The organism is Chitinophagaceae bacterium (genome assembly GCA_016717285.1).
Classification (GTDB): domain Bacteria; phylum Bacteroidota; class Bacteroidia; order Chitinophagales; family UBA10324; genus JACCZZ01.
Genome location: JADKFU010000001.1, coordinates 185,946 through 198,069 on the forward strand (window position 1 = coordinate 185,946; position 12,124 = coordinate 198,069).

Here is a 12,124-nt window from a genome sequence, read left to right on the forward strand (position 1 = left end):
AGTCAAATTAAGAATAAGGAATTGAAAATTAGGAATCAGGAATCTTCTTTGCTGACAAGAAACAAAAATTCCTTCTCTTCTTTCGATAAGGCCTCATATCCGGATACAGCAATTTTGTCAAGTATACTATCGAGTTTTTCCTGTTGTGAAGGCTGTGGTATTAATTTTTTCCTTTTTGTCTTAGTGTTCTTTTCTTTTGTACGGTAAGTTACTTTCAACGCTGATGTTGGTTTAAAAAGATCTGCCACTTTATCAAAACACCAGTTCACGCCATTGGAAAAATCTCTTCCCTGTTGCAATTGCCTTATAAATACAAATCCAAAAAGTGCCCCTCCGATATGCGCTATGTGTCCGCCGGCATTGGAGGATGGTATACTTACGAGATCAAGCACTACCGTGAATAATGCAATCCATTTAATTTTCACAGGACCAAAAAACACAAGCATCATGGAGTAGTCAGGAACCAGCGTTGCAGCGGCTATCATAATGGCCATCACACTGGCCGAAGCTCCCCACGCTCTTGCATCGGGAACAGAAGCATTAAATACCGGAAAAACCTGGTAGCTCACAATGAATAAAATCACACCGCATAATCCACCCAGTAAATACAACGGGAGAATTTTCCGGTTGCCTAAAAATTCGGTGAGAATTTTTCCAAACCAATAAAGCACCAGCATATTAAACAGGATATGCATCACTTCTCCTTGTGTAAAAAGCGAAGTGACTAAAGTCCAGGGTTGTCGCAATAAGATGTTCAGGTTGGAAGGGACACCTAAAAATTCTTTATAATAAACCGGATCAAGACCATTTCCCGATAGCCAGAAAACAAGTCTGACAAGATTGATGGCAAGAAAAATCACGACGTTTACAGCAATCAATTGCGTAACCATCCTGTCACTTCGCAAAAGTGTTTGCCTTAATTCGCGCCAAAGGGTGTTGTTACGCATTAATAAAAATCTTGTCGGTTGGTTTTATTCCACAAGCGGATCAGGATAAAGCCAAACAACATGCCACCAATGTGTGCGAAGTGTGCAACACCACTTTGAGTTCCTGAAAAGCCTGCATACAATTCAAATAAACCGTAAAAAATTACAAAATATTTTGCTTTGATGGGAATGGGTGGAAATAAAAGATACAAATAGGTATTGGGAAACAACATGCCAAAGCCCAGCAAAACACCAAACACTGCACCTGAAGCACCTACCACAGGAATATCTGCTAAGATGCCCAGAAAACTGCTCGCCATTTCGCCGGATTGATTTATGAAGGCAGGATCAGTTGGATTTTGTTTCCACTGACTGATAAACTGATCTATTGCATTCATGTTGAGCAGGTGATCATACCTGGTGGAAAGCGTAGCAAATTCCGGAATGCCCGGATGCAGGAGGTAAGTGTTCACAGCGTTCTGAAGATTCGAATATTCAAACCAGGTAACGCCAAGGTGCATAAAGGCACCTCCAAGTCCGCACACAAAATAAAAGATGAGAAAACGTTTCGGTCCCCAATGATTTTCCAGCACACTGCCAAACATCCACAAGGCAAACATGTTGGAGAAAATGTGCATAATGCTTCCATGCATAAACATATGCGTCACTAGCTGATAAGGCCGGAATTCAGTGGAGGTAAAAAAATGAAGTCCAAGAATATTTACCAGGTCAATATTGTAATTGTTTTGCAAAACAACAGTCGCTAAAAACAGCAGTCCATTCAGGATCAGCAGATTTTTTACCACCAACGGAAGCACTTTAAAACCTTGCGTACGGATATTACTCATTCAGAATTAAGAATTAAGAATTAGGAATAAGAATTAGAAATAATGTGCCGATGTGCCTAATGACTAATAACCAAACTAACGACTAAGGACTAAGGACTAAGGACTCACACTCACTACTCACTACTCACTTCTCAAACAGCTTCTCAATATCCTTCAAATCAAACGTAATAACAGTGTGTTTTCCATCAGGCGTAAAATAAGGCGTTTCACAGGCAAAGAGTTGGTCTGTAAGGTTGTGCATTTCTTTTTCTGTGAGTGACTCGCCATTTTTTATGGACGCCTTTCTTGCCATCGACAAAGCAAGCTGATGTCGTTTATTCAGTTTTACATTTGATTGACTTTGTTTGAATTCATCAAGGATGCTTTCAATCAGTTCTTTATGATCTGTGTCGCGGATATCTGATGGAAGGCCATGCACGACAAAAGAGCTGCCGCCAAATTCCTGGATGTCGAAGCCGAGTCCGGTAAATTCCGGTAACAGTTCACGAAGCAATTCCACATCAGCAGCGGCAATGTGCAATGTTTCAGGAAACAATTGTTGTTGCGTGCTGAGGTTATTCAACTCGAGTCCCTTCATGTATTTTTCAAACAGGATACGTTCATGTGCCGATTGCTGATCGATAAGAATGAAACCGGATTTGATCTGTGAAACGATATACCTGTTGTGCAACTGAAACGGCGAAGATTGTTTCTCAGAAAAGTCTTCAATGGAGGTTTGTTGCTGGTTTGTTTCTTTTTCCCATTGACTTGGAACCGTCAGGGTCTGCTGATCCTGTTTTCTCGCAATGTCAAAAAGTTGTTCCCACCCCTGAACATTTTTGCCGGGAGAAAAATCCCTTGGCCTGTTTACTATTTTTTCCTGGCCTTCAAAATTCTTCAGGTCTTGCATACGAGGCAATGCCGGTGCAGAGAAAGCGCTCATCTTATCGAAAGCTGTTTCCCGGTCAAAGTCAAGTGTAGGTGTGATGGAATATTTTGAAAGTCCTCTTTTTGCGGCGGCATTCACGAAAGCATAGACGATACGGTCATCTTCAAATTTTATTTCCTGCTTGGTAGGATGAACATTGATATCTATGCGGGAAGGATCAATATCAATGAACAATACATACAACGGAAAAGAATCTTTCTGCAATAATTGATCATAAGCTCCAACTACAGCATGGTTGAGATAATTGTTTTTGATGAAGCGACGGTTTACAAAAAAGAATTGCTCACCACGCGTTCGTTTTGCTGTATCCGGTTTACCGATGAATCCGAAAATGTTCACGATGTTGGTTTGTTCTTCTACGGGCACCAGCCGTTCGTTGTATTGATTGCCGAAAACATTCACAATGCGTTGACGAAGATTTCCCGGAGGCAGATGAAAAACCTGCATGCCATTGTGGTGCATCTCAAAATGAATCTCAGGATTTGCTAATGCGATGCGTTGAAATTCATCAATGATGTGCCTGGTTTCCACGGTGTTCGCCTTTAGAAAATTTCTGCGGGCAGGCACATTGTAAAATAAATTTTTGATGGCGATGGAAGTACCATCCGCTACCTGAGCGGGTTCTTGTTTTTTTACCTCTGATCCTTCAATTTCGAGAATGGTGCCCAGCGTATCTTCTCTGCGTTTAGATTTCAGTTCAACCTGTGATATGGCTGCAATGGATGCCATCGCTTCACCTCTGAAACCCATGGTGCGAATGGCAAACAAATCGTCGATGGTGGAAATTTTAGAGGTGGCATGCCTTTCAAAACACATCCTCGCATCAGTTTCCGACATACCGCAACCATTATCGATCACCTGCACCAATTGCTTGCCCGCATCTTTTACAATCAGCTTGATAGAAGTCGCACCGGAATCCAACGAATTCTCCATCAATTCCTTCACTGCCGAAGCCGGCCGCTGAATGACCTCACCGGCGGCTATCTGGTTGGCAATGGAATCGGGAAGCTGATGGATGATGTCGGACATAGTTGAATTTCGGTTCGCGAATTTCGGTTTAAAATTTCAGACTGTTTAGCTGAAAGGATAAATAATCACGATTATTTCAGAAAATGCAAACGGATTTACAATCGATATTTTAACCTTAAGTTGAAATCAATAAATAGCGTTTTTCCGCCATAATAAACTCCCGTCCCCATAACTCAAAAAACGAAAGTCATGCTCCAGTGCATAATCATACACCTTTCGCCAATCACTACCGATAAAGGCAGCTATCAATAAAAGAAGGGTGCTACCGGGCAAATGAAAATTGGTGATTAGTCCATTCACTATTTTAAATTTATAGCCTGGAGCAATGATGAGTCTTGTTTCGGCAGTAAGTTGATTCAGTTTTTTCTTTTCGAGGTATTTTAAGATGGCGTTGAGTGAATGGTGAATAGTGAATGGTGAATGATCGCCATCGTGAATCGTTATAAGTGCATCGTCTTTCGTTTCATAAGGCTCCCACTGATCCACAACGAGCGTTTCGTTTCCAGCAGCAATTTTTTTCCCCAGCCAGTATAAACTTTCCAGGGTGCGGCACGAAGTGGTTCCCACAGCAACTACTGGCCGGTCTTTTCTCAACAGCAGTTGTTCGATAATTTCTTTCTGCACCACAAACTGTTCGGCATGCATCTGGTGGCCTTCCATTACGGCTGCCTTCACCGGTTTGAAGGTGCCGGCGCCAACATGCAGCGTAACAAACAACGGATGAATATTTTGCTCTTTTAATTCATCAAAAATTTTTTCTGAAAAATGAAGTCCTGCTGTTGGGGCAGCAACAGATCCATCCTGAAAAGCATACAAAGTCTGATAGCGTTGTTCATCGTCTCCTGCAGCAACCCGTTTAATGTAAGGTGGAAGTGGAACATATCCGGCGGCTTCTAAAATTTTTGCAAAGGAAAATTCATTTGGCGTCCATGAAAAATGAACAAGAAAATCATCAGCCACCTTTCCTGCTAACTTCACAGTCAGCAATCCTGAGTGTTCACCAATCGATATTTTTTTTGTTAAAATTTCTTCCCGCCATTTTTTCGCATTGCCTACAAGACAACGCCATGTGCATTCACCATGCTGAAACATGGCCAGTTGCAAATCACGAAAGGGCTCAAGCGGTTCGAGCAAAAAAACTTCAATGTTAGCTTCATTTTCATTCCTGAAAATGATGCGTGCATGAATCACCTTCGTATCATTAAATACAAGTGTTGATTTTTCAGGAAGGTGTTTAGCAACAGCAGAGAAAATGGTTTCTTCTATTTTCCCCTCTTGATATACCAACAACTTTGACGAATCGCGTTGCAATAATGGATGCTGCGCGATTTTTTCAGGTGGAAGGGTATAGGTAAAATCAGCAATGGCTAAATCTTTTGGATGCTTCATGTCAGTAAAAATTCAAAGGTAACAGTGATTGGACACGTTTACAGTAGGATGTTAAAAATGTTTCTTTCCATTTTGTTGCAATGAAATGGCATTACCTATTTTTGCCGCCACTATGATCATTCGCTTTTTATTACTGACCCTGCTATTTAATTGCTTCGCGCTGTTCGCGGGAAGCACGATGCATGAACAGCAGGAAAACCCGGGCGATGGCATTCCACCTTATCTGTATGTAACTGATAAGTGGGTTGATTCTGTGCTGCAGTCAATGACTCCCGATGAGCGCATCGGACAACTTTTTATGATATCGGCTTATTCAAGGCCCGACACCGACCAGACGAAGGTGATTGACCTTATCAGGAATTACCATGTAGGCGGCATCATTTTTATGCAAGGCGGTCCGGTACGACAAGCTGCTCTCACGAACCTTTTTCAAAGTATCGCCCAAGTGCCATTGATGATCAGTCAGGATGCTGAGTGGGGCTTATCGATGCGCATCGACAGCACCATACGTTTCCCGCATGAAATAATGTTAGGTGCAATACAGGATGATAAACTGATCTATGAATTTGGAAAAGAGATGGCGCGTGAATGCAAGCGCATTGGTGTGAATGTGAGCTTTTCTCCTGTGGTGGATGTCAACAGCAATCCGCTCAATCCTGTTATTGGCGACCGTTCTTTTGGCCAGGATAAATTTAATGTTGCAAGAAAAGGCATCATGTATATGCAAGGCTTGCAGGATGGAAGAGTAATGGCCTGCGCAAAACATTTTCCAGGTCATGGTGACACCGACCAGGATTCACACAAAACACTTCCAACTATCAACAGCACACTTGCTCAATTGGATTCAATGGAACTGTTTCCGTTTCAAAAAATGATTGATGGAGGAGTGGGAAGTGTAATGGTAGCGCACCTGAATATTCCTGCCCTTGATACAACGTCAAATCTTCCTTCAACGCTTTCTAAAAAAATTGTAACCGGATTATTAAAAGTAGACATGGGTTTCAAAGGTTTAAGTTTTACTGATGCCTTAAACATGAAAGGTGTCAGCAAGTACGATAAACCCGGAGAAATGGAATTAAGAGCGCTGCTTGCTGGTAATGATATTCTGTTGTTTTCAGGAAATGTGCCCCTGGCAATTGATAAAATCAAACAGGCTGTCGTGAACGAAGAAATCACTCAACAGGACATCGATGCGCGTGTACGAAAAATATTGCAGGCAAAATACTGGCTGGGATTAAACACCCGAAAAGTAATTGATACGGATAGTTTGTACGCTGACCTGAATAACAGCCAGGCAATGTATCTGAATCAACAACTCAGCGAAAGTGCACTCACGCTTGTCCGTAACAAAACCGATTTTATCCCGGTGCGGGAAGTCAATCATGTCCGCTTTGCATCAGTGGCGATTGGTGCAACCGACGAAACACCTTTCCAGCAAATGCTTACCAATTATGCAGGCATCAATCATTATCAGATTAAAAAAGATGCTGCCGATAAAGACTTTGCGTCTCTCTTATACAAGTTGAAAGAATATGATGTCGTTTTTGTAGCCGTGCAGAATATGTCCCGTAATCCGGCTAATGGTTTTGGTGTTACTGACGAAACAAAAAACTTTGTGGAGCAATTGTCAGCCACACCTTCAAAAGTTATCATTACTGTTTTCGGAAGTCCGTATGCATTAAAATATTTTGAGCATGCTGATTGGTTGCTGGAAGCTTATAATGAAGAAACAGTTACACAGCAACTCGCTGCGCAAATAATTTTTGGCGGTTGTTCATCCATTGGCAGGCTGCCTGTAAATGTTTCCGCCACCATCGCGATGGGCATGGGGATTAATTCTGCTGTGCCCATTCGTGTAAAATATACGTATCCGGAAGAAACAGGGATAAGCTCTTCACGATTAAAAATTATTGACACACTTGCAAACAACGCGATTGCCGAACATGCAACACCGGGTTGCCAGGTATGGATTGCTAAAGATGGAAAAGTGATCTGGCAAAAGTCATACGGCCACTTTACGTATGATGCAGATATCAATGTTGCCGACGATAATTTATATGACCTGGCTTCTATCACCAAGGTTGCTGCTACCACCATGATGCTGATGAAACTGTATGAAAACAAGAAACTGGACCTGAATGAAAAAGCGGCTGACTGTCTTTCTGAATTAAAAGGAACAGACAAGCAGGAGATCAGAATGTATCAATTGCTCACACATGAAGCGGGCTTTGTGCCTTACTTTCCTTTTTACAAAGCTACACTTGATAGCGCGGGAAATCTTAAGTCATCCATTTACAGCAGAACGAAAGAAGGAGATTTTTCCATTGAAGTTACTCCGGATATCTTCATGAATAAGCATTATCTCGATACCATCTGGAAAAAGATAATTACCACACCTTTGCAATCACCCGGCAACTATATCTACAGCGATAATGATTTTTACCTGTTGCAGAAAATCGCGGAAAAAATTTCCGGTCAGCCGCTGGAACTGTTCACAGAAAATAATTTCTATGATCCACTGGGACTGAGTCACCTTTGCTTTCATCCATTGTATCATTTTCCCAGGGAGGATATTGTGCCTTCCAACTTCGATTTCACTTTCAGAAAAGAATTGTTGCAGGGCTCCGTGCACGATCAGGGCGCTGCGATGCAAGGTGGAGTGGCAGGTCATGCGGGCTTATTCTCCAACGCCAACGACCTTGGTGTATTAATGCAATTGCTGTTGAATAATGGAACCTATGCAGGCAAGAGGTATCTGGATTCAGCCACCATTGCAAAGTTTACTTCGAGTTACAATTTAAAAAGCAGGAGAGGACTCGGTTTTGATAAACCGGAAACAGAAGAAAAGAAAGCAAGTCCTGCCAGTGAAAGCGTTTCCGCATCGGCATACGGTCACCAGGGATTTACCGGAACTTGCGTTTGGGTTGATCCCGAACATAAACTGGTGTATGTATTTCTTTCCAACAGAATTTTTCCTGATGATGAAAATAAAAAGCTGAGCACTTTACAGACCCGCATCACTATTCAGCAGGCGATTTATGATGCAATGTTGAAGTCAGAATAATTGTGAATCCCTGTTTTGTCAAAAGCCATTAATAATTGAAGCCCTTTGTCGTGCACTATTAACATTTTGTTTACCAAAACTGCTTCATCAATGGGAACCTTCGCTCACATCAAAACATTAGGCTTGTTTTAATTGCTATATTTGCCACGTTCCCGACGAACAAATTCAAACCCAATTTTACATGCTAATTAAGACTAACGCCGGCTACATTTTTGATCACCTTCAGCTCCTTTTGGGCAATTTGAGCGATGAACAGTATGTTCTGACACCTGAAATATTTTCCGGCGCTTCTGTTGGCAAGCACTATCGTCATATCATAGAATTTTTTCAATGTGTTGCAGTTTCTTCGGAAACAGACAGCATCTGTTACGATAACCGTGTAAGAGACGCAAGAATTGAAACCAGCAGAGAGATTGCAGCGGGATTGCTGGAAGAATTAAAGGAAGAGTTGTCGGAAATGGATAATGAGCATCAACTCACCCTCATTGGCGATTTAGCCTTTGAAGGCGAATCTGCTGCGTCTTATATCGGCACCACTCTTTTCCGCGAATATCATTATGCCGTAGAACACGCTATACATCATATGGCCATCATTAAAATGGGTGTAAGCCAGGCTTTTCCCGATGTTGCAGTGCCCCTTGATTTCGGGGTGGCTCCATCCACCATACGCTATCAACATGCTGTAGTAAGTCGCTAGTCGCTAGTCCTTAGTCGTTAGTAAAATGACCAATGACTAATAACTCAATGTCCAATGACCCATTAAATGTGCACCGTAAGTTTTGTGCCAGCCGGCAATCGAAAATTTATACTCACTTCCAACCGTGATGAAACCACACAACGTGGATTGGCCACTGCTCCACAACGTTTTCTTTACAAGGGCGTAGAAATTATTTGTCCGCAGGATCCGCTGGCACATGGTTCGTGGATAGCCGCAAGTGAAAATCACAGACTTACCTGTTTACTGAATGGAGCGTTTAAAAAACACAAACGCCGGTTGCCCTACCGGGAAAGTCGTGGCATTGTGGTATTGGATTCACTGACTTATGATTCACCCGAAGATTTTATTGCAGCCTACGATTTCTCGAACATCGAACCATTTACTATGGTGTTGGTAAACAGCAGGGAAAAGATCAGATTGCATGAACTGCGTTGGGATGGAAGTGAAACACATTTCAAATTACTGTCTGAAAACGAATGGCATCTTTGGTCATCCGCAACATTATACAGTGATGAACTGATTGCAGAAAAGGAACATGCATTTAAAACTTACCTGGAAGCATTGACAGAAGTTTCTGTTCAGGCACTCATTGACATCCACAAAAATCATTTCCTGTATGAAGATTTGGTTTTACTTCCTGAAAAAGTTACCGAAGTTGCCACCCTCAGCGTAACAGGTGTTGAATGCAATCCCGATAAATTTTTCATGCACTATCGTGATCTTGTAAGTAAAGAATTGCCCATTGCCTCATTATCAATCTAAACTCAATCCAAAAAAATATTTATTACTTCTCGTGCAACCTTCCTCTGCTCCCGGCATCTGCCTTTAATTCCTAATTCCTAATTCCTAATTCCTAATTCCTAATTCCTAATTCCTAATTCCTAATTCCTAATTCTCTATTTTTCGCCATGAAGAATAAGAAGCCACTACCGAAATGGCTGAAATGGGAATTCTGGCCGTATCGAATTTTTTATATTCCGGTTTATTTTCTCATCATCGTGCATGCAATACGTGCACGGACACTTGCGTATTTCACGTTATCAAATCCGGGTATGCGCATGGGTGGATTTTCGAGTTATTCAAAGTTTGAAATTATCAATCAACTCGCACCACGAATTATTCCCAAAACAATTTTATTCAGTACTGTACCATTATTGGAGGAATTGATTAAGCGAATGCATTCATCCAACATTTCCTTTCCGATCATTTTAAAACCGGATGAGGGAGAACGTGGCTGGAAGGTGGAAAAAATTTCCAATGAAGCTGAATCGGAAATATATTTGGCTGATGCGCCACAAAAAATGTTATTGCAGGAATTCATAGATCTGCCGGAAGAGTACGGCATTATGTATTACCGCTATCCGAATGAGAAAAAGGGAAATATCAGCTCGGTGATGAAAAGACAATTTCTGACCGTAACAGGTGATGGTAATTCCACTTTGCTGGAATTATTTCATCAGAGTGAACGCTGTGTCTATCACCTGAACCGGATCACGATAAAGTTTAAGAAGGAGCTGCATACCATTCTTCCCGCAGGAAAAGTAAAAGTGCTCGAAGAAATCGGTAACCACAATCGTGGTACAACATTCTTCGACGCTCATGAATTAATCAATGATAAACTGGTGGAGGTTTTTGATGAAGCAAGCAGCACCTTACATGAATTTTATTTCGGTCGCTATGATGTGCGTACACAATCGTATGAGGAAATGCTCAAAGGAAATTTTAAAGTGATAGAAGTAAACGGTGCCAATTCAGAACCTACACATATTTACGATCCTGAAATGAGTCTGTTAAAAGCCTATCGCGATTTATTCCGGCACTGGAATATCCTGTTCCGCATCAGCATGCAAAACCGAAAACGTGGTTTCAAGGCTGCCTCCATGCCTGAATTGTATCGTGCTATTCAAGGGCATTTGAAGGAAAAGGAGGAGCATCCGAATAGGTTGGGGTGACTGGTGTTGGGTTAAATTGTTTAATTGTTTAATTGTTTAATTGTTTAATTGTTTAATTGTTTAATTGTTTAATTGTTTAATTGTTTAATTGTTTAATGGTTTAATGGTTTAATGGTTTAATGGTTTAATGGTTGAATGGTTGAATGGTTGAATGGTTGAATGGTTGCGGCATTGCCGGAGTGCAATATAACCATCGCGCGAGTGGATCTTAGCTATAATATATTGGAACAATGTTAACATCAAACTGGCAAATCAATAATGATTGCAACTGCTATTCAGTCCGGCATTGAAACTTTGGAAACCAATGCAGCGCTCTTTGAGGAGGTGAATTTTAATAAACGGGCTGAAGCTTTGGATTTTATTGAGTTTCATATAATTGACAGGATGGAAGGATTGCTGCAAAGAGAAGAACTGAAGGAAAAATTAAAAAACGAATTGAATAGATTACAGCTACGCGCGAATAAGCTCAAAGCTGCGCTGGAAGAAATTGACATTCATTTATTTCAGCAGCTCCGGGAGCAAATCCGAACAGCAGCGCACAAGACATTCTGTTTCAGTAAAATTTTGCAAAAGTATCTTGGCGCTTTCAATGACGGTGTTGACGAATCGTATAACATTGGCTATGACAACCTTGATAGTTTTATAAACGGATTACTATCTTATAAAGCCATTCCTGAACAAAAAAAAATGGAGGAAACGGAAATGGTTTTTTATCAGAAAACGCCGGCAAGAATAATTTTCACGATGTCTGAGTCGGCGAATATAAAATCCGATGATGTCTTTTTTGATATAGGTTCCGGTTTAGGTCAGGTTGTACTTCTTATGAATTTGATGAGCGGAGTTACCGCTAAAGGAATTGAATACGAACCTGCTTTCTGTGATTATGCAAATGAAGTTGTGTCAGAGCTGAATTTATCCCATGTAGAATTCATCAACGCAGATGCAAGAGAAGTGGATTATTCTCAGGGAACAATATTTTTTATGTATACTCCTTTTGAAGGAAAAATGATGGAAGACATGTTGGAGCTATTGCAAAAACAGTCGCGGAAAAGAGTAATCAGGATTTTTACTTATGGACCATGTTCTATCCGTGTAGCCGGGCAGAATTGGCTGATGTGTCTTAGCGGGAAAGTGGATGATATTTATAAACTGTATGAGTTTAAAAGTTTAATGTCGAAGGAGAGTGGTTAAATGGCTGAATGGTTGCGCAAGCCGGAGATAAGTCCGGTATTAAATAAACAGATTCGTTTTCGTCCGCTTATAACCTGTC

Annotated in this window: 9 protein-coding genes; 5 read left to right on the forward strand and 4 right to left on the reverse strand. The window is 41.2% G+C overall.

All coding sequences use genetic code 11. From position 1 onward, the window contains the following. Positions 1–35 precede the first annotated feature (35 nt). From IPO83_00730 to IPO83_00745, 4 genes are all read right to left on the reverse strand, one after another. The gene (locus IPO83_00730; protein MBK9729816.1) at positions 36–947 is read right to left on the reverse strand and encodes a rhomboid family intramembrane serine protease; all 912 of its coding nucleotides are present in this window, start codon (positions 945–947) and stop codon (positions 36–38) included. Next, on the reverse strand, positions 947–1,774 hold the full coding sequence (locus IPO83_00735; protein MBK9729817.1) for a rhomboid family intramembrane serine protease: 828 nt from the start codon (positions 1,772–1,774) through the stop codon (positions 947–949). The genes IPO83_00730 and IPO83_00735 overlap by 1 nt, the downstream gene beginning before the upstream one ends. 124 nt (positions 1,775–1,898) lie before the next feature. Then, entirely contained in the window at positions 1,899–3,731 is a 1,833-nt protein-coding gene (gene mutL / locus IPO83_00740; protein MBK9729818.1) for a DNA mismatch repair endonuclease MutL, read from the reverse strand. Between the two features lie 126 nt (positions 3,732–3,857). Continuing rightward, positions 3,858–5,120, reverse strand: a complete 1,263-nt coding sequence (locus tag IPO83_00745; GenBank protein MBK9729819.1) for an S-adenosylmethionine:tRNA ribosyltransferase-isomerase — start codon at positions 5,118–5,120, stop codon at positions 3,858–3,860. 85 nt (positions 5,121–5,205) lie between these two features. Between IPO83_00745 and IPO83_00750 the strand changes: the two genes are divergently transcribed. The 5 genes from IPO83_00750 (at position 5,206) to IPO83_00770 (ending at position 12,045) form a co-directional block, all read left to right on the forward strand. Next, positions 5,206–8,184 carry a serine hydrolase gene (locus tag IPO83_00750; GenBank protein MBK9729820.1) on the forward strand — a complete coding sequence of 993 codons (2,979 nt, stop codon included), beginning with the start codon at positions 5,206–5,208 and terminating at the stop codon, positions 8,182–8,184. Between the two features lie 181 nt (positions 8,185–8,365). After that, positions 8,366–8,881: a hypothetical protein gene (locus IPO83_00755; GenBank protein MBK9729821.1), complete on the forward strand. Its 516-nt coding sequence runs from the start codon at positions 8,366–8,368 to the stop codon at positions 8,879–8,881. A gap of 66 nt (positions 8,882–8,947) precedes the next feature. Further along, positions 8,948–9,664 carry an NRDE family protein gene (locus IPO83_00760; protein MBK9729822.1) on the forward strand — a complete coding sequence of 239 codons (717 nt, stop codon included), beginning with the start codon at positions 8,948–8,950 and terminating at the stop codon, positions 9,662–9,664. 146 nt (positions 9,665–9,810) lie between these two features. Then, complete coding sequence (locus tag IPO83_00765; protein MBK9729823.1) at positions 9,811–10,854, forward strand: D-alanine--D-alanine ligase; 1,044 nt, start codon at positions 9,811–9,813, stop codon at positions 10,852–10,854. Between the two features lie 258 nt (positions 10,855–11,112). After that, positions 11,113–12,045 carry a hypothetical protein gene (locus tag IPO83_00770; GenBank protein MBK9729824.1) on the forward strand — a complete coding sequence of 311 codons (933 nt, stop codon included), beginning with the start codon at positions 11,113–11,115 and terminating at the stop codon, positions 12,043–12,045. Positions 12,046–12,124 lie beyond the last annotated feature (79 nt).

Bases quoted from the DNA above. Each gene is read 5' to 3' on its own strand.
- IPO83_00730 (MBK9729816.1), bottom strand. From the start codon at position 947: ATGCGTAACAACACCCTTTGGCGCGAATTAAGGCAAACACTTTTGCGA.
- IPO83_00735 (MBK9729817.1), bottom strand. From the start codon at position 1,774: ATGAGTAATATCCGTACGCAAGGTTTTAAAGTGCTTCCGTTGGTGGTA.
- mutL (MBK9729818.1), bottom strand. From the start codon at position 3,731: ATGTCCGACATCATCCATCAGCTTCCCGATTCCATTGCCAACCAGATA.
- IPO83_00745 (MBK9729819.1), bottom strand. From the start codon at position 5,120: ATGAAGCATCCAAAAGATTTAGCCATTGCTGATTTTACCTATACCCTT.
- IPO83_00750 (MBK9729820.1), top strand. From the start codon at position 5,206: ATGGCATTACCTATTTTTGCCGCCACTATGATCATTCGCTTTTTATTA.
- IPO83_00755 (MBK9729821.1), top strand. From the start codon at position 8,366: ATGCTAATTAAGACTAACGCCGGCTACATTTTTGATCACCTTCAGCTC.
- IPO83_00760 (MBK9729822.1), top strand. From the start codon at position 8,948: ATGTGCACCGTAAGTTTTGTGCCAGCCGGCAATCGAAAATTTATACTC.
- IPO83_00765 (MBK9729823.1), top strand. From the start codon at position 9,811: ATGAAGAATAAGAAGCCACTACCGAAATGGCTGAAATGGGAATTCTGG.
- IPO83_00770 (MBK9729824.1), top strand. From the start codon at position 11,113: ATGATTGCAACTGCTATTCAGTCCGGCATTGAAACTTTGGAAACCAAT.